The organism is Bacillus sanguinis (genome assembly GCF_018332475.1).
In the GTDB taxonomy this organism is placed as follows: Bacteria; Bacillota; Bacilli; order Bacillales; family Bacillaceae_G; genus Bacillus_A; species Bacillus_A sanguinis.
In genome coordinates, this window is record NZ_BOQB01000059.1 from 1 (window position 1) to 18,349 (window position 18,349).

The window sequence follows — 18,349 nt, forward strand, 5'->3', positions numbered from 1 at the left end:
TGGTCGCTCATTTGCGACTTCCTTATGTTAACATCTTCGTCAGTTAATGTCAACTAAGTTTTTCATTTTGTTTGCCGCGTTCTGCGTTATTGCATCGGCGACTTGTTCTATATTACACCTCTAACCTACAATCGTCAACATGTTTTTCTAAAAAAATATAAAAAGGCTTATTTCTTTTAAAATAAGCCTTTTTATCATATACCATTCTATTCGTTTATTATTTTTCTATAATTGGTAACGAGACGATAAACTGAATAATACCATCCTCATATTCAGCTCGAATACTACCACCTTGCAACTCAACAATACTTTTCGCAATCGCTAATCCAAGACCCGATCCTTCTGTTACTCTACTTCTAGATTGATCTTTTTTATAAAAGCGTTCGAACAAACTCGCTAACTCTTCTCTCGTAAACTCTTCACTATGATTCGCAATCACAATTTGTATATCCCGGCGCTGCCTTTGAAGAGAAACTTTTATCTCCCCATCATCTTTACTATACTTAATCGCGTTCATTAATAGATTATCAAATACACGGACCATCTTTTCTGAATCAATTGCTGCATAGGCACGTTCCTCTGGAAACTTCTTAACAAACGTAAGTCCATGCTCTTCCGCTTGCGGTACTAACTCTTCTATTAATTGCTCGAGCAACTCATTTACACATACTTCTTGTTTTTCTAATACAACTTGTTCATTCGTTAACTTCGTATACTCAAATAAATCTTCTATTAAATTCTTTAACTGCTCTGACTTCGCAAAAGCAATTCTCGTATATTCATCGTGTTGCTCTTTATTTTCATATTTAGAATCTCGAAGTAATCGTAAGTAACCCATAATAGAAGTCAGTGGTGTACGTAAATCGTGAGATACATTCGTAATAAGCTCGTTCTTTTGCTTCTCTAATTTACGTTCCTTTTCTATATTATTCATAAGCTCTTCTGCCATATTATTAATATTCTCAGTTAAAGACGCAATCTCGTCTTCACCTTTCTTCTCAATACGGTACGCTAAATTACCTTTTTCTATTTCTTTTACACCTTCTGCCATCGCTTCAATTTGCTTCATCTTTCTCTTTGTTATATAGAAGAAAGAGAAAATGAATACAAGTACACCAATTAAAAATGGAAATGGTCCTTCTTGTGTATCATACATTACTACACCATCTGGTATTCCACTAACGAACATATATAAATTCTTATCTTCTATTGTAATAGGTGAAAAAGCTATAAATTCTTTTCTCGTATTTTCAAATACATCTCGACCATTTGAATAGTTAATCGCAAATGACGCTGCATTACGAATCGTATTATGCAAATCGATTTGCTCTTCTTGCGCCTGCTTCGTTTTATATAAAACTTTACCACTCTCATCAGTAACCAATATTTTTAAAGCTCTAGATCCTCGCTCTAAATTTTGGTTCTCCATTTCGATCATATCGGATATAGCTTCTAATTTATTTTCATGAACCGAACTATTTGCGGCTCCTTGAGCTTGATGATTAATTTGTTCCATACCAGCTCGATAATCGATAGTCGCTTTACGATTCGCATTCTCAAAAAATGGTGCAGCTGCCTTCGCTGACAAAACTCCTAATAACGCACAAGCAGCAAAAGTAGTAATCAATTGAATTCTTATACTCTTTCGTACGCTCTTTACTAATTTCTCAATTAATTGTCTTGTTTTCCTTACATAAGTAAATGGATTAAATATCTTTTTCAATCTTATACCCCACTCCCCATACTGTTTTTATATATCTGGGTTTCCTTGGATTCTCCTCAATCTTTTCACGTACTTTTCGAATATGCACCATTACAGTATTATCAGACTGGAAAGATCGTTCGTTCCAAACCTTTTCATAAATTTGCTCCGCGCTAAAGACCATACCAGGATTACGAGCTAGTAATTCTAAAATCGAAAATTCCCTTGGCGTCAGTTTCACTTCTTCTCCATCCACAATAACTTTATGGGTTGAGATGTTTATTTTCATCTCTCCAATTTCTAACTCGTCCTCATTTTGAATAGCAAAACCATTCATTTTCATATAACGGCGTAACTGAGATTTAATTCTTGCGATTAACTCTAACGGATTGAATGGCTTCGTTACATAATCATCAGCACCTGTTGTTAATCCTAAAATCTTATCCATATCTTGCGTTTTCGCTGAAAGCATAATGATTGGCATTTCCTTTTCTTCCCTTACCTTCATACACATATGAATGCCGTCTACTTTCGGCATCATAATATCTAATACAACTAGATGCACTTCATTTTCTTCCAGGAGACGTAATCCTTCTTCTCCGTCTCCTGCTTGCAGTACTTTATATCCTTCATTCTTTAAGTAGATTGTAATTAAATTTCGAATTTCTTTTTCATCATCTACGACAAGTATTGTTTCGTTTGCCACAATATCTCCCCCATCACTTTTTTAATCCCTAACTTCTATTATAGGAAAACTTCTGAAGAAAAACGCTCGGAAATCCTTAAGTTTTTCTGAAGACGCAAAAAAAGGTCTAGACTCCCCTTAAGTCTAGACCTTTCAAAAACCCCTTTTATTTACGAACGTAGATGAAATATAGTATGAATAAAACTCCCATAACATACATAATTGGATGAATCTCTTTACGACGACCACTTACTACCATCGTAATTGGATAGAAGATAAACCCAATCGCAATTCCCGTTGCGATACTATACGTAAGCGGCATTGAAATGATAGTAAAGAATGCCGGTACTGCAATCTCGAATTTCTTCCAATCAATTTCGCCTAAAGATGAAACCATCAAGATTCCTACAATAATTAACGCTGGCGCTGTTACAGCTGGTGTTACAACACTTAATAATGGCGAGAAGAATAGTGCCAGTAAGAAGAATCCTGCCGTTACAACTGCTGTAAATCCAGAACGTCCACCCGCTGCTACCCCTGCAGAAGATTCAATATAAGACGTTGTTGTTGATGTACCTAAGATCGCACCGATTACAGTTGCAATCGCATCTGCGAATAACGCTTTTCCTGCACGTGGTAATTTATTGTTCTTCATTAATCCCGCTTGATTCGCAACTGCTACAAGTGTACCTGCTGTATCAAAGAAATCGATAAAGAAGAACGTTATAATAACAATCGCCATTTCAACAGTGAAAATATCTCCAAAGTGCGTTAACGCCGCACCGAACGTTGGTTCTAGACTCGGTATTGCTCCCACTACAGCTTTTGGAGTATCAATTAATCCTGTTGCTACTCCTAATATTGCTGTAAGAATCATACCGTAGAACACTGCACCATTAACTTTCTTAATCATGAAGATGATTGTCGTAACAACTCCGAAGATTGCTAGTAACGTTGTGCCCTTTGTTAAATCCCCCAATCCAACAAGAACAGCATCATTTTTCACGATAATTCCGGCATTTTGGAATCCAAGGAATGCAATGAACAATCCGATACCTGCCGCTACTGCAAACTTTAACTCTGATGGAATTGCATTAATGATTTTTTCACGAATACCTGAAGCTGTAAGAATAATAAAGATAATACCTGACATTAATGTTCCAGCAATTGCTGTTTGCCACGGAATACCCATCGTTAACACTGCCGTATAAGCAAAGAATGCGTTAATTCCCATACCCGGCGCCAAAGCAATCGGATACTTTGCGAAAATCCCCATAATTAACGAACCAATCGCCGCTGCTAATGCTGTAGCAACGAATACTGCACCTGGATCCATCCCTGTACCTGCTGGTAACCCTTTAACATTTCCAAGTGACAGCGTAGCAGGATTGACAAATAGTACATACGCCATAGATAAAAATGTCGTTAAACCCGCTATGAACTCTGTTTTATAATTTGTGCCGAGTTCATCAAACTGAAAATAGCGTTTCATCTTACGTTTCCCCCGTTATATGATTACTCGCCGTAATTCCCCTAGCCCTCTTTTATCTATTAAAAATAAAAAAGGCTTCCATTGCATATACATGGAAGCGTTCTATGAATAAAGATAAGATTCCCCTCACCTTTATAAAAACGCCTCGTAGTCAAGCCATTTACGGTAGCTAGGTAGAAACTTTCGGGCCATATCCCCGATATTATACGACGGCATAATATTCACTTTTCGTTTGAATTACATACTCATATTAACTCTTGAAAGTATTTTTGTCAATTTAAAAACGAACATTTTTACGAACTTTTATATTTTCGTTCGTATTAAGCTTAAAAATACAAAAGATCCATCTATGCATGTGCAATAGATGGATCTTTTGTATAATACTATTCCCACTCAATAGTTGCTGGTGGCTTACTCGTTACATCATACACGATACGGTTAACGTGTTTTACTTCGTTTACGATACGTACAGAGATTTTCTCTAATACGTCCCAAGGGATACGTGCCCAGTCAGCTGTCATACCGTCAATAGATGTTACTGCGCGGATACCTACTGTGTAATCGTACGTACGCTCGTCACCCATAACACCTACGCTACGCATACCAGGAAGCGCAGTGAAGTATTGCCAGATTTCGCGGTCTAATCCTGCTTTAATAATTTCTTCACGTAAAATCGCATCAGATTCACGAACGATTTCTAATTTCTCTTCTGTGATTTCACCTAATACACGAATACCAAGACCAGGGCCTGGGAATGGTTGACGCCATACGATTTCGTCAGGAATTCCTAGTTCAGATCCTAATACACGTACTTCATCTTTAAATAAAGTGTTTAAAGGCTCAATTAATTTGAACTGCATGTCTTCTGGAAGTCCACCAACGTTATGGTGAGATTTAATTGTTTGTGCAGTTGCTGTACCACTTTCAACGATATCTGTGTAAAGTGTACCTTGCGCTAAGAAGTCCATACCTTGTAATTTAGAAGCTTCATCATCAAATACGTAAATGAATTCGTTACCGATGATTTTACGTTTTTGTTCTGGATCTTCTACACCTTTTAACTTGTTCATGAAGCGTTCTTTTGCATCCACTTTAATAACGTTCATGTGGAAACCTTCGCTAAATGTTTTCATAACACCTTCCGCTTCACCTTTACGAAGTAAACCGTGGTCTACGAAAATACATGTTAATTGGTCGCCGATTGCTTTATGAATTAATACTGCTACAACAGAAGAATCTACACCGCCGCTAAGTGCGCATAGTACTTTTTTGTCTCCAACAGTTTCACGGATTTTCTCTAATTCTACTTCAATAAAGTTCTCCATGTTCCATCCTTCAGAACAGCCACATACGCCGAATACGAAGTTTTTAATTAAATCGTTACCGTGCTCAGAGTGACGTACTTCTGGGTGGAATTGTACACCATATAGGTTTTTTGCTTCATTGCTCATACCAGCAATTGGACAAGACTCACTTGTCGCGTCTACTACGAATCCTTCTGGTAAACCAGTTACTAAGTCGCCATGACTCATCCATACAACTTGCTCTTCTGGAAGGTTCGCATATAATTTTGATTCATTCTCTACTTTCAGAACAGCTTTTCCGTACTCACGGTGATTTGCACGCTCTACTGTACCACCGAATTGTTGCGTCATAAGCTGCATACCGTAACAAATACCGAAGATCGGTAATCCTAGATCAAAGATTTTTTCATCACAATGTAATGCACCTTCACCATATACACTATTTGGTCCACCAGAGAAAATAATCCCTTTCGGATTCATTGCTTTAATTTCTTCCGCAGTAATTGTATGTGGATGAAGTTCACTGTATACACCGAACTCACGAATTCGACGTGCTATTAACTGATTGTACTGACTCCCAAAATCTAAAACGATAATTGTATCATGCTGCTTCTTCAAAATAATCACCCCAACGTTAGTTCTCGTATATAAATATTTTCACCAATTTGGCAAAAAGCATTACTAATATAATAAAAAAAGCCAGTCCTCCGCCTCTAGTCTCATAACAAAGAAAAGGCAGGGGTCTGGCTTTATAAAGAAAGATAGTCTACGCTCTTTATAAATATAAGACACACTGCCTTCATAGTCAGGTTGTTTACGGTAACCCGGTAGAGACTCTCAAACCTTATCTTTGAGGATATATGAAGGATCGTTTTATATTATCTTCCTAGATTCTAACAATGAAGTATCAATATGGTCAAGAGAGAAAGCGACAAAATTCTACAGAAATTCATTTCCTTTTCTAAAAAACATCCATTTCTATATAGAAATGGATGTTTTTTAGAAAAGAATTACATCATCCCGCCCATGCCAAGCATTACCGTTGTAATTGGTCCTAGTTTGTCAGCTACTACAGCTAAAGTCGTATCATCAGTTTCTTCCTATTTTTTTACCTATATTTCATCAACCTGTTCTAGCTCTTACGCTGACATAAATACACTCAAACAAAAGAGTTAATAGACACTATAAAAGCCTATGCAAGTTATACATAAGCTTTTTGTTATTCACGATTAGCTATTTTTCAAGTCCTAATCCTTAAAGCAATTATTAATAAGATTAAATATAATAATCAGGGTTTTCGTCCATTTTAATTAAAAATTCTTCTAAAGAATCCGCTATTTTTATGTTCTCAGAGTAAATGGGACACTGTCCTAATTCATTTTCCTCTTTAAATTTAATTGTTAAAAAGTTAAGTTCTGTTGCTTCGAAAAATACTAATGATTCATCATCATCTACATCATCTAGGTTTGGATTATATTCGTAAATATCCTGTCTTAAGCGAAAATCCGCAACTGAAATCGGGTCCATAAATCTATTGATTAAATTTCTGTTGGTGTTTAAAAATCCATAACCAATTTCTTCATAGAAACGTTTTAGTTCTTTAGGGAACTGCATTTTTAATAAATCCTCTGCTTCTGCTATCTCTTCTTTTGGTAAAGGGTAAAGAATAGGGGTTTGATTAGATTTAATGCCTTCGTCTGCTACAATATGCTTTTTCAAAAAATTAAACATTGCTTATTTACCTCCATTATTTATCATTTAAAGATTTCCCTTGAAATTGTATCTTTTGCATGGATTCCACCTTGATGTTCATCAGGATATCTAGCTGGATGTATATTCCACCATTCATGTTCCCCGCCATATGCATTTTCTACCAAATGATGTGCATCATACGGTCTATCAACTCTTCTTAGTACTCTACCCCTTCTTGAAAGGATTTCTTCTTCATAAGTAGGCCATTTTTGCTCTGTCTTAAGTTCCCATTCTTTAATTAAATCTTCTCGCAGTCTATTAAATTCTTCTCTTCTCGCTGCTACTTCTTCTTTACTTAGTCGTTCATAACCATTATTTTTTAAAGATTCCTGTAGTAATTCCTTTTGGTTTTCAGGGATTTTCCTATTTGTAATTTCTTCTACTTGGCTAATGTATTCTTGGAATCTAGGTGTATTTAAATTACCAGGATTAGCAAACATAAATGTATTTCGTGCTTCTTCTAAAGAATTAAAAGAAGTTTTTGGAACATCTCTAAAATCACCCGCATAAGCAAAGGGGTCTCTCATTTGTAATTTATTTGAAAAATGAGCAATACTCTGTTCTGCTTTTGTCCCTAATGTAGTTACTTTCCCTACTCTACTTATTCCTTTATCACCAAGCCAGCCCAAGCCAAGTCCCATAAAAATACTTGTTCCCTATTTCGTACGACTTTCCGCATCACCATGCCAAAAATCATTCATAAATGAATCCGAAACAGTATTCCAAGCGGTAGAAACTGTCTCTATAGGGTGACCTATAGCATACTTAATATTTTCCTTTGTTACTGTATCGTCTAATGAATTAAATCCTTCTACAATCTCCCCAATAACTTGCCCAGAGCCAACGTATATACCATCCCAAATTTTTCTCAGCATAGATTTTTCAGAGGGTTTGTCGCCCATTGCTCCTGCTTCTATCTTTTCATTAGATAAACTTCCATCAACTAAATTACCATCATACAGTTCATCAGCATTACGAAACTTTTCAGCAGCATGCATTAGTTCTTCTGCAATCTTATCAAATTCCCTAAACACATTAAACATTTGAGGTTTTGTTTCATTAAACATCTGATAAAATCTTTGACTCGTTGCACCATTCCACATTGCAGCTACGTATTCCGTTTGGTTATATAAATCTTTATGTATTTGTTCTAACCTATTTTTAGTTTCAAGAACAAGCTTCGCTGACTGTTCTAGCCGTTCTGGCGTAACCTTTATTTGCGTCATGCTACCCCTTCTCCATACAATATTTTACACAAAAATTATATCACGTGAAGCTATTTCACCGTACTAAATATTCGGAATTTACTACTTAAAAATTATCCCCCCTTTTAAAAAAGTTGAAACGCCGCTGTCTAAATAAACACGAGAATCCTATCAAAATATAGCTTCTCTTATTCATTTCCTCTTTGCAAAATCAAGTAGCCATCTCACTTTTTCAGGATGATTTATTCCACGTAAATGCCCAAATACACTGTAACTTCGTATTTATTGTTTTAGCTGTATTACTTTTATCTTGGAATAACGTACATAGCTTTTCACATAAAGAGTTTTAACTTCTTCAACATTCAAAATGTCATTATCGTGACAGTAATTAATAAAACTGCCTAATAGAACCTCATAATTTTGATATTTACCCTCGTTATATTCCCAAACTTACGGTCTTCAAGAAATTCCTTTTATGCAAATTTTAAAAACACAAAAAAGACTACCTCCTCTCATCAAGGAAGTAGCCTTCTTCTAATTAACTATTTATACATTGCACAGCTTCACAGAGTGATGCTTATTACATCATTCCGCCCATACCGCCCATGCCCATGCCGCCCATGTCAGGCATTGCTGGTGCATTTGGTTCTGGCTTGTCAGCTACTACAGCTTCAGTTGTTAAGAACATAGCTGCAACAGATGCTGCGTTTTGGAGTGCAGAGCGAGTTACTTTAGCTGGATCTACGATACCAGTTTCAAGCATGTTAACCCACTCGCCAGTAGCTGCGTTGAAACCAACGCCTACTTTTTCGCCTTTTAGACGCTCTACAACTACAGATCCTTCTAGACCAGCGTTGATTGCGATTTGACGAACTGGCTCTTCTAGTGCGCGAAGTACGATGTTGATACCTGTTGCTTCGTCACCTTCAGCTACGATAGAAGCTACTTTCGTGTATACGTTCATAAGTGAAGTACCACCACCTGCAACGATACCTTCTTCTACTGCTGCACGAGTTGAGTTAAGTGCATCTTCAATGCGAAGTTTGCGCTCTTTTAACTCAGTTTCAGTTGCTGCACCTACTTTAATTACTGCTACGCCACCTGCAAGTTTCGCAAGACGCTCTTGTAATTTTTCACGATCGAATTCAGAAGTAGTTTCTTCTAATTGCGCACGGATTTGACCGATGCGAGCTTCGATTTGTTGTGTATTTCCGATACCTTCAACTACAGTTGTGTTTTCTTTCGTTACAACAACTTTACCAGCGCGTCCTAAAGATTCAACTGTAGCAGATTTTAAGTCACGGCCTAATTCTTCAGTGATTACTTCGCCACCAGTTAAGATTGCGATATCTTCTAGCATTGCTTTACGACGGTCACCAAATCCAGGAGCTTTAACAGCTACTACATTGAATGTACCACGAAGTTTGTTCACTACTAATGTAGCTAACGCTTCGCCTTCTACATCTTCAGCAATGATAAGAAGTGGTTTACCTTGTTGTACCACTTGCTCTAATACTGGTAAGATTTCTTGAATGTTAGAAATCTTTTTGTCAGTGATTAAGATGTATGGGTTATCAAGAACTGCTTCCATTTTGTCAGAATCAGTAATCATGTAAGGAGATGCATATCCACGATCAAATTGCATACCTTCTACTACGTCTAATTCTGTTGTGAAACCTTTAGATTCTTCTAAAGTAATAACGCCGTCGTTACCAACGCGCTCCATTGCTTCAGCGATTAATTGACCTACTTCTTCGTCAGCTGCAGAAATAGCAGCTACTTGTGCGATAGAAGATTTACCTTCGATTGGTTTAGAAATCGTTTTTAATTCTTCGATTGCAGCAGTAACAGCTTTTTCGATACCTTTACGAAGACCCATTGGGTTCGCACCAGCTGTTACGTTTTTAAGACCTTCACGAATCATAGCTTGTGCTAATACAGTTGCAGTTGTTGTTCCATCACCAGCTACATCATTTGTTTTGCTAGCAACTTCTGCTACTAATTTCGCACCCATGTTTTCGAATGCATCTTCTAATTCGATTTCTTTTGCGATTGTTACACCATCATTTGTAATAAGTGGTGAACCGAATTTTTTCTCAAGTACAACGTTACGACCTTTTGGTCCAAGCGTTACTTTTACTGCGTTTGCAAGAGTGTCGACACCGCGAAGCATCGAACGACGTGCTTCTTCACTAAATTTAATATCTTTTGCCATAATAATTGACCCCCTTGGATTTTTTAAGATTTATATAATTAACCGATAACTGCTAAAATGTCACTTTCACGTAAAATCAAGTAGTCAGTACCTTCGTATTTCACTTCAGTACCTGCATATTTTGAGAAGATGATAAGATCACCTGCTGCTACCTCTAAAGCAACACGCTCACCATTTTCAAGCACTCGACCAGTACCTACTGCAATAACTTTACCCTCTTGTGGTTTTTCTTTTGCAGTGTCTGGTAATACAATACCACTTGCTGTTTTTTCTTCTGCTTGAACAAGCTCAATTACAACGCGATCACCTAATGGCTTTAGCATGAACAATAACCTCCTCATTTTGTTATGTAAATTTTATTTATTAGCACTCAAGTCACCCGAGTGCTAACACACTTATAATAATAAATAATCTCAATTTCTTTTGCAAGTAAAAAAATCATAATTTTTTCGCAAATTAAGCTATACACTTTTCTATATAGAGTCCCTCTTCTTCTACCTTTACTATATGAATCGTTGTTTCTACTACTCGTATGTTACAATATGAAAGGACACCCTAAGTTGTTTTCGCTACACACACAACTTTCTCCTGTCTTCTATTATAATTTCAAATAAGGATTTACGAAAAAAACATAATTCAAGCGAGGTTTATATCGTAGGTAGCATATTTACATGTTATCCTACCTTATCTCATACACTAGAGTTAGAAAGGATGGTTAAACCATTTGAAAAAACAATATTGGTGGGTTATCGTTACATACATTTTAATGCAGTTATCATCCATTGCTGGATTACCACTTCTCCTGAAAACTGGACTTTATGATAACAGAGGATTTACTAGAGAAGAGAAATTTCAACTCATAACTGGACACTGGGCAATCATTAGCTTCTTTATTGCATTATGTATCGTACTTTGGTTACTTAGAACAGATATTCGCGATAGACGTTTAGATACAATGCGCTCTAGTGTTCCAGCTACGATTGGTTGGATTTTTATCGGGTTCTTCTTAGCATTTTTCTCGCAAAGCATTGCCGGTATGATAGAAATGCGTTTATTAGGAATTAAACCTGGATCAGAAAATACAGCGAGACTTATGGATATCGCAAGAACGACACCTTGGTTCCTTATCGTCATCTCTATAATAGGACCTATTTTGGAAGAAATCGTATTTAGAAAAATTTTATTCGGTACACTTTATAAGAAGTTTAACTTCTTTATTGCTGCTATCATTAGTTCTCTCGTATTCGCAGCGATTCATTTTGATTTTACTCACTTATTGGTATACACTTCTATGGGACTCGTATTCGCCTTTTTATATGTAAAAACGAAGCGTATTATCGTCCCTATCGCGGCTCATGTTGCAATGAATACATTAGTTGCAGTTGCTCAAGTTTTAATGAGCAATGAACAAATTCAAGAAATGATTAAAGAAGCTGAAAAAATGCAAGGCTTTATCGGAGGATTTTTATGAGAAACTCACCATTGTTCATGGCTGCATTGTACTTCCTTCTTGGGTGTATCTTTACACGCTTCGCCATTACGAACGTAACAGATACAATCTGGAATATGTGGACAATACTATTTGCAGTTATGGCAACAATTGATTTTAATTTGGCACTTCGCCTTATCTTAGTTAAATTCACAAAGAAAAAACAATAATAAAACGCAGAGGTCGCTTCCTCTGCGTTTTATTGTGGATAATTCTTCAAAAAGTAAACAAGTGTTTGTAACTCTACCGCTAAATCAATATGGTGAATTCTTATATTGTCTGACACATTTAAGCGTGCTGGTGTAAAATTCAAAATACCATGCACATTCGTTTCTGCCAATCTATCTGCTACAGATTGTGCTACTGTAGCGGGTACTGTTAATATTGCCACTTGTATATCATTTGATAAACGTTCTTCTAATTCATCTAAATGATATACAGGAATGCCCCCGATTTCTGTTCCGACTTTCTCTTCACTAACATCAAACGCCATTTCAATTTTTGTATTATTGTTTTTCGTGAAATTATAATGTAAGAAAGCGGTCCCTAAATTACCTACTCCAATAAGTGCTACACGTGTTATATCATCTTGATCGAGTGTTTCACGGAAAAATGATAATAAATAATTTACATTATATCCATAACCTTTTTTCCCTAACGCTCCAAAATATGAAAAATCTCTTCGAATTGTTGCGGAATCAACTTTTACCGCTTCGCTCAATTCGGCTGATGAAACACGTTGCTTACCAGAAAGAGATAAGTTTTGGATAAATCGATAGTATAGAGGCAATCGTTTGGCAGTGGCCTGTGGAATTTTTTGCTGATCCATATAACCTCTCCTCTCTTCCTATCTTTATTCATATACTTGAATCAAATACAGAAGTTTAGCACTCATGAATTTCCCTGTATAATAAAGAGAAGAAGTATTCTCTCTTTATTTTAAACTATACACTATTTTTAGTATGATTGAGAAATATAAACATGGCAAAGTTAAGAAATTATTTGAGGTGAAAACATTGATTTTATTACAAGTAAACGCGCTTTCGAAATTATACGGTGCAGAAACGATTCTTGCAAACATAAAATTGGAAGTTCAAACGAAAGATCGCATCGCATTAGTTGGACGAAATGGAGCCGGAAAATCTACATTATTAAAAATAATAGCTGGTGAGCTATCCCATGATGGTGGCGAGATTATAAAACCGAAAGATGTCTCAATCGGATATTTAGCTCAAAATACCGGGTTAGAAACGTCTTTAACAATTTGGGATGAAATGTTAACCGTCTTTACACACTTGCAGCAAATGGAGACAAAACTTCGAAGGCTAGAGCAAGAGATGGGAAAAGAAGAAAACTTTTCAAACGAGGCTACATATGAAAAATTGTTAGCTGAATATGACCAATTACAATTAGATTATAAAGATCAAGGTGGCTATCAGTACGAAGCAGATATTCGCTCAATTTTAAGTGGTCTTGGCTTCCCAGTCGAAACGCACCAGACGACGATTTCTACATTAAGCGGTGGACAAAAAACACGCTTAGCTCTCGGTAAATTATTATTAACGAAACCAGACTTACTTATTTTGGACGAGCCTACAAACCATTTAGACATCGAAACATTAACATGGCTTGAACAATATTTACAAGGCTATCCTGGCGCAATACTAATTGTTTCTCATGACCGTTATTTCTTAGATAAACTCGTTACACAAGTATATGAAATTTCGAATAAAGAAAGCAGACGATTTGTTGGTAACTACAGTAAATATTTAGACTTAAAATCAGCATTATACGAGCAAGACATGAAACGTTATGAAAAACAACAAGATGAAATCGCTAAGCTCGAGGACTTCGTTCAAAAAAATATAGCTCGTGCATCTACGACAAAACGCGCGCAAAGCCGTCGTAAACAATTAGACCGAATGGAATTATTAACAAGACCATTAGGTGATTCAAAGTCAGCATCCTTCCACTTCGATATTGAAAAACAAAGTGGAAATGATGTTTTACAAGTAAAAGATGCAACTATCGGCTATCACGAGGATCCGATTATTGAACATGTAACGATGCGCTTAACTCGCGGGGATAGCGTTGCTTTAGTTGGTCCAAACGGAATCGGGAAATCCACATTGTTAAAATCAATTGTGAATAAGTTACCACTATTACATGGTAATGTTTCTTTCGGATCCAACGTCTCTGTTGGTTATTATGATCAGGAACAAGCTAACTTAACATCTTCTAAGCGAGTTTTAAATGAGCTATGGGATGAATATCCATTGCAGCCTGAAAAAGAAATTCGCACGATACTAGGTAACTTCTTATTCACAGGAGATGATGTACTAAAGCCCGTCTCTTCTCTTAGTGGTGGACAAAAAGCTCGATTAGCTCTGGCGAAACTTATGATGCAAAAATCAAATTTATTAATTCTCGATGAGCCTACAAACCATCTTGATTTAAATAGTAAAGAGATTTTGGAGAATGCTTTAATTGATTATCCAGGTACCCTTCTATTCGTCTCACATGACCGCTACTTTATTAATCGTGTAACGACAACTGTTGTTGAGTTATCAACAGAAGGTGCACAGGAATATTTAGGGGATTACGATTACTATGTGGAGAAGAAAAATGAAATGATTGAACGCGCAGCATTTGAACAACAAGAACAGCAAGAAAACCAAGCACCTGTTCAAAAAAATGTAGCTCAAGAAAAATTAAATTATCTCGAAGAAAAAGAGCGTAAACAATTAGAACGTCAACGTACTCGAAAAATTGAGGAGCTAGAACAAAATATTGTACAATTTGAAGAAGAAATTGCTACGTTAGAAGATCAACTTTGCTTACCAGAAATATATGCAGATTATGAAAAGGCTAGTGAAATTACAACGAAAAAACAAACACTGCAAGAGCAACTTGACGCTTGTATGACAGAATGGGAAGAGTTGCATTTATAAGAGTATGAATAAAAAGGATGTCTCATACGTCGGGATTTTTGGCGATGCGACATCCTTTTTTATCTTCGAGTATAGATGAACGTCATATTGTATAAGCAATTCGACACGACATGCCGATTTACCGACAAAGTTTGACAACGTTAGCGCGCCCCTATAATAAGGGCACATTTCAAAATGTTTTTTAGAGATATCTTCTCGCTTTTTATTTCCCGAAAAAGAATACATCCGAAGGTCAGACTTCATCTGATTTATCCACAAGTTTATGCACATATCCACCTTTATAAAATAAACCTCAAAATAACTTTTCCACATTATCCACAATTAACTAAAAAGTTATTCACATTTTATATACACAACAAAACCCACATTATCAACAGATAATATGGGTTTTATCCACAAGCTGTGGTTAATTTTGTGTATAACTATGCTTCAATATCTAATCCTGGATTTGCATTTAAAGCTAATGTAGCACGTTTTCCTTGTTCATATGCAATTGTACCTGCCGCTGCAATCATTGCTGCATTATCTGTACATAAAGATAGTGGAGGAATAATTAGCTCAATATTTTCTTTTGGCGCAAATTCCGCTTCCAAACGTGCGCGAAGTCCTTTATTCGCAGCTACTCCACCAGCAAGAAGCAGTTGCTTTACGTTATATGCTTCTGCTGCACGAGATGCTTTCGTTACAAGCACATCTATTACACTCTCTTGGAAACTTGCTGCTAAATCTTCCGGTGCAATTTCTATCCCCCGTTGTTTTGCGTTATGCACAGTGTTGATAACTGCTGATTTCAATCCACTGAAACTAAAATCATACGAATCAGGCTCTAGCCATGCACGAGGCAAATCGATTGTTGGTTTTCCTTCATGTGCAAGGCGATCAATATGAGGCCCTCCTGGATATGGCATAGATAACGTACGAGCTACTTTATCATATGCCTCTCCAGCTGCATCATCTCGCGTTTCACCAATTACTTCAAATGAACCATGTTCTTTCATATAGACAAGCTCTGTATGTCCACCAGATACAACAAGTGATAGTAATGGGAATTGAACTTCTTTTACTAAACGGTTCGCATAAATGTGACCAGCGATATGGTGAACACCCACTAGAGGGATATCATGTGCAAATGCCACTGCTTTGGCTGCGTTTACCCCTATTAGAAGCGCGCCTACTAAACCAGGTCCTTCTGTTACAGCAATTGCATCAATATCATCAAATGTGATATTTGCTTCTTTTAAAGCTTCTTCTAACACAACTGTAATTTCTTCTACATGATGACGAGATGCAATCTCTGGTACAACTCCGCCAAAACGTTTATGACTTTCAATTTGTGATGCAACGACATTCGCGATAATTTCCGTTCCATTTTTAACAACCGCTACCGCTGTTTCATCACAACTTGTTTCAATACCAAGTATAATCGTATTTTTTTCCATTATATATTCACCCACATTACGAGACCATCTTCCTGATTGTCTGCATAGTATCGTTTACGAATTCCACCATTTTGAAATCCGTATTTTCTGTATAACTGTTTTGCTACTTCATTTGATACACGTACTTCAAGTGTCATCGTTTTTACCCCTAGAGTTTTCGCTTCGGAAATAACTTCTTTCAATAAAGCATCCCCTAGCTTTTGACCTCTGTATTCTGGCAAAATAGCTATATTTGTTATATGTGACTCATCAATAATTATCCACAATCCACAATAGCCAATTACACGACCATCTTTTTCTAGCACCACATAATGTGCATGTTCATTCATCGTTAACTCACGCTGAAAGGCAGCTGCAGTCCAAGGAGTTGAAAAAGATGATTCTTCAATAGCTACAATTTGAGCGATATCATCAAGTTCCATCTTTCTAAATATCATATCCATCTTCTGCAAGCTCCTACTTGTTTTGACTTTCTAACCACTTTGTTTCAGCTTCAGCTAAACGAAGGTAACTAGGAACAAATGAATGTACATCTTGTTCTTCTTTTTGTAATCCTAAGAACGCTAACTCACTTGGTCTTGGGTTATTTTTAGTGAAAGGAGCAAATACAGCTTGATCGCCTAAATGTTCGATAATCGTTTCTTTGTGCAGCCTAACATCGTTACCAATAAATAAAACAGGCTTTCCTTTATCTTTTAACATTTGCAACCAGTCTACAATAAGGATAATTCGGTCTTCTTCTATAGAAGTTACATTCTCTCCTTCATATGTATATAACCCAGTATAAATTTGTCCACGTCTTCCATCAAATAAAGGACAGATCAATCCATCAAAATTAGCACCGTTTGCAGCCACTACTTCTAAACTTGATACACCTACAATTGGTATTTGAAGTGACCAAGCTAATGTTTTTGCAGCTGTCACACCTATGCGAACACCTGTATATGATCCAGGACCAGCAGCTACAACAATTTTAGTTAATTCTTTCGGTTTTACACCGCATTCTTTTAATAGTTGTTCTACAGCTGGCATCAGACGTACAGAATGGTTTTTTGTTAAGTTTGTAATGACTTCCCCAATTACGTTTCCTTCCTCAATAAGGGATACACCCATTACGTAATTTGAAGTATCAATTGCTAGTACTTTCATCTTGTAATAGCTCCTCACATAATCTAATATATCGATCTCCAATTGGCTCGAGTACAATTTTCCTTGTATCATCTCCAGCATGGAATAAACTAATTTGTAACTTCTCATTTGGTAAAAATGCTTCTATTAAATGAGCCCATTCTACTACCGTAATTCCTTCACCGTAGAAATACTCATCAAAACCTAAGTCCTCTTCACTTTCTGCTAAGCGATACACGTCCATGTGATATAGCGGTAATCTCCCTTTATATTCTTTAATAATATTAAAGGTAGGACTATTTACAACTCTTTTCACTCCAAGACCTTTTGCTAGTCCTTTTGTGAAAGTTGTCTTACCAGCCCCTAGATCTCCTTCTAAAATAATTACATCTTGTGCCCCGACAAGTCCACCTAGTTTTTCTGATAATCTTTGTGTTTCCTCAGAAGATTTTGTTGTTATTTCATATTTACTCACAGACTTCACCTACTTTACTCACAATGTTCTCTGCTCTTTATTATACAGGTTTTGAATATATAAAAAAGTCCTTAGGAGTTTTCCTAAGGATAGTTTGACTGTCTTTATTAGTTTTTTGTTAAAACAAATAAAAAAATACGAAACAACTTGTTTCGTTCTTTTCTTTATATAAAATGGCGGTCCCGACCGGGGTCGAACCGGCGATCTCCTGCGTGACAGGCAGGCATGTTAACCACTACACCACGGGACCATTTGGTTGCGGGGACAGGATTTGAACCTGCGACCTTCGGGTTATGAGCCCGACGAGCTACCGTGCTGCTCCACCCCGCGATGATATAAATAGCCTGGCGACGTCCTACTCTCACAGGGACAAGGTCCCAACTACCATCGGCGCTAGAGAGCTTAACTTCCGTGTTCGGTATGGGAACGGGTGTGACCTCTCTGCCATCATCACCAAACTATGAAGGCATATTCCTTCAAAACTAGATAACATTTGCTACATATTATATGGT

General features: G+C 36.8%; 15 protein-coding genes, 2 tRNA genes, 1 rRNA gene, 1 pseudogene and 2 riboswitches. Of the genes and pseudogenes, 3 read left to right on the forward strand and 16 right to left on the reverse strand.

What is annotated here, in order from left to right:
• Positions 1-217: 217 nt before the first annotated feature.
• The 8 genes and pseudogenes from ampS to groES all read right to left on the reverse strand — a co-directional run bounded on the left by ampS (position 218) and on the right by groES (position 10,678).
• Complete coding sequence (gene ampS / locus KI369_RS08525) at positions 218-1,723, reverse strand: sensor histidine kinase (protein ID WP_212955666.1); 1,506 nt, start codon at positions 1,721-1,723, stop codon at positions 218-220.
• Positions 1,707-2,408, reverse strand: coding sequence for a response regulator transcription factor (locus tag KI369_RS08530; RefSeq protein ID WP_001262950.1), 702 nt, complete (start codon positions 2,406-2,408; stop codon positions 1,707-1,709). Before KI369_RS08530 ends, ampS begins: the two co-directional genes overlap by 17 nt.
• A gap of 145 nt (positions 2,409-2,553) precedes the next feature.
• Positions 2,554-3,879, reverse strand: a complete 1,326-nt coding sequence (locus KI369_RS08535) for an NCS2 family permease (RefSeq protein ID WP_212955667.1) — start codon at positions 3,877-3,879, stop codon at positions 2,554-2,556.
• 128 nt (positions 3,880-4,007) lie between these two features.
• Positions 4,008-4,109: riboswitch (purine riboswitch) on the reverse strand.
• Between the two features lie 153 nt (positions 4,110-4,262).
• Positions 4,263-5,801, reverse strand: coding sequence for a glutamine-hydrolyzing GMP synthase (gene guaA / locus KI369_RS08540; protein WP_134981274.1), 1,539 nt, complete (start codon positions 5,799-5,801; stop codon positions 4,263-4,265).
• 164 nt (positions 5,802-5,965) lie between these two features.
• Positions 5,966-6,067: riboswitch (purine riboswitch) on the reverse strand.
• A gap of 391 nt (positions 6,068-6,458) precedes the next feature.
• Positions 6,459-6,914 (reverse strand): SMI1/KNR4 family protein, encoded by a 456-nt coding sequence (locus KI369_RS08545; protein WP_212955668.1) that lies wholly within the window; start codon positions 6,912-6,914, stop codon positions 6,459-6,461.
• A gap of 23 nt (positions 6,915-6,937) precedes the next feature.
• Positions 6,938-8,161 (reverse strand): annotated as a pseudogene (locus KI369_RS08550) (WXG100 family type VII secretion target).
• 559 nt (positions 8,162-8,720) lie between these two features.
• Positions 8,721-10,355: a chaperonin GroEL gene (gene groL / locus KI369_RS08555; protein ID WP_001975554.1), complete on the reverse strand. Its 1,635-nt coding sequence runs from the start codon at positions 10,353-10,355 to the stop codon at positions 8,721-8,723.
• Between the two features lie 38 nt (positions 10,356-10,393).
• A complete protein-coding gene (groES, locus tag KI369_RS08560; protein WP_000917306.1) occupies positions 10,394-10,678 on the reverse strand; it encodes a co-chaperone GroES in 285 nt (94 codons plus the stop codon).
• 401 nt (positions 10,679-11,079) lie between these two features.
• Here groES and KI369_RS08565 point away from each other — a divergent pair, with 401 nt between their 5' ends.
• Positions 11,080-11,826: a CPBP family intramembrane glutamic endopeptidase gene (locus KI369_RS08565; protein WP_087956278.1), complete on the forward strand. Its 747-nt coding sequence runs from the start codon at positions 11,080-11,082 to the stop codon at positions 11,824-11,826.
• Positions 11,823-12,014, forward strand: a complete 192-nt coding sequence (locus KI369_RS08570) for a YdiK family protein (RefSeq protein ID WP_001246201.1) — start codon at positions 11,823-11,825, stop codon at positions 12,012-12,014. The genes KI369_RS08565 and KI369_RS08570 overlap by 4 nt, the downstream gene beginning before the upstream one ends.
• 29 nt (positions 12,015-12,043) lie before the next feature.
• On the opposite strand, the gene KI369_RS08575 is transcribed toward KI369_RS08570, so the two are convergent.
• Positions 12,044-12,673 carry a redox-sensing transcriptional repressor Rex gene (locus tag KI369_RS08575; protein WP_212955669.1) on the reverse strand — a complete coding sequence of 210 codons (630 nt, stop codon included), beginning with the start codon at positions 12,671-12,673 and terminating at the stop codon, positions 12,044-12,046.
• 187 nt (positions 12,674-12,860) lie between these two features.
• Here KI369_RS08575 and KI369_RS08580 point away from each other — a divergent pair, with 187 nt between their 5' ends.
• On the forward strand, positions 12,861-14,795 hold the full coding sequence (locus tag KI369_RS08580) for an ABC-F family ATP-binding cassette domain-containing protein (RefSeq protein ID WP_212955670.1): 1,935 nt from the start codon (positions 12,861-12,863) through the stop codon (positions 14,793-14,795).
• Between the two features lie 422 nt (positions 14,796-15,217).
• Here KI369_RS08580 and tsaD read toward each other — a convergent pair whose 3' ends face one another.
• The 7 genes from tsaD to rrf form a co-directional block, all read right to left on the reverse strand.
• On the reverse strand, positions 15,218-16,234 hold the full coding sequence (gene tsaD / locus KI369_RS08585) for a tRNA (adenosine(37)-N6)-threonylcarbamoyltransferase complex transferase subunit TsaD (RefSeq protein ID WP_212955671.1): 1,017 nt from the start codon (positions 16,232-16,234) through the stop codon (positions 15,218-15,220).
• A complete protein-coding gene (rimI, locus tag KI369_RS08590) occupies positions 16,234-16,677 on the reverse strand; it encodes a ribosomal protein S18-alanine N-acetyltransferase (RefSeq protein ID WP_212955672.1) in 444 nt (147 codons plus the stop codon). Before rimI ends, tsaD begins: the two co-directional genes overlap by 1 nt.
• 13 nt (positions 16,678-16,690) lie before the next feature.
• On the reverse strand, positions 16,691-17,383 hold the full coding sequence (gene tsaB, locus KI369_RS08595) for a tRNA (adenosine(37)-N6)-threonylcarbamoyltransferase complex dimerization subunit type 1 TsaB (protein WP_212955673.1): 693 nt from the start codon (positions 17,381-17,383) through the stop codon (positions 16,691-16,693).
• Positions 17,364-17,837: a tRNA (adenosine(37)-N6)-threonylcarbamoyltransferase complex ATPase subunit type 1 TsaE gene (gene tsaE / locus KI369_RS08600; protein ID WP_061679603.1), complete on the reverse strand. Its 474-nt coding sequence runs from the start codon at positions 17,835-17,837 to the stop codon at positions 17,364-17,366. The genes tsaB and tsaE overlap by 20 nt, the downstream gene beginning before the upstream one ends.
• 174 nt (positions 17,838-18,011) lie before the next feature.
• Positions 18,012-18,087: transfer RNA gene (locus tag KI369_RS08605), tRNA-Asp, on the reverse strand.
• Positions 18,088-18,090: 3 nt separating this feature from the next.
• Positions 18,091-18,167, reverse strand: a tRNA-Met gene (locus KI369_RS08610).
• 12 nt (positions 18,168-18,179) lie between these two features.
• A 5S ribosomal RNA gene (gene rrf, locus KI369_RS08615) occupies positions 18,180-18,295 on the reverse strand.
• Positions 18,296-18,349: the final 54 nt, after the last annotated feature.

Bases quoted from the DNA above. Each gene is read 5' to 3' on its own strand.
- rimI (WP_212955672.1), bottom strand. From the start codon at position 16,677: ATGGATATGATATTTAGAAAGATGGAACTTGATGATATCGCTCAAATT.
- tsaB (WP_212955673.1), bottom strand. From the start codon at position 17,383: ATGAAAGTACTAGCAATTGATACTTCAAATTACGTAATGGGTGTATCC.
- KI369_RS08545 (WP_212955668.1), bottom strand. From the start codon at position 6,914: ATGTTTAATTTTTTGAAAAAGCATATTGTAGCAGACGAAGGCATTAAA.
- KI369_RS08535 (WP_212955667.1), bottom strand. From the start codon at position 3,879: ATGAAACGCTATTTTCAGTTTGATGAACTCGGCACAAATTATAAAACA.
- groES (WP_000917306.1), bottom strand. From the start codon at position 10,678: ATGCTAAAGCCATTAGGTGATCGCGTTGTAATTGAGCTTGTTCAAGCA.
- groL (WP_001975554.1), bottom strand. From the start codon at position 10,355: ATGGCAAAAGATATTAAATTTAGTGAAGAAGCACGTCGTTCGATGCTT.
- KI369_RS08575 (WP_212955669.1), bottom strand. From the start codon at position 12,673: ATGGATCAGCAAAAAATTCCACAGGCCACTGCCAAACGATTGCCTCTA.
- tsaD (WP_212955671.1), bottom strand. From the start codon at position 16,234: ATGGAAAAAAATACGATTATACTTGGTATTGAAACAAGTTGTGATGAA.
- KI369_RS08570 (WP_001246201.1), top strand. From the start codon at position 11,823: ATGAGAAACTCACCATTGTTCATGGCTGCATTGTACTTCCTTCTTGGG.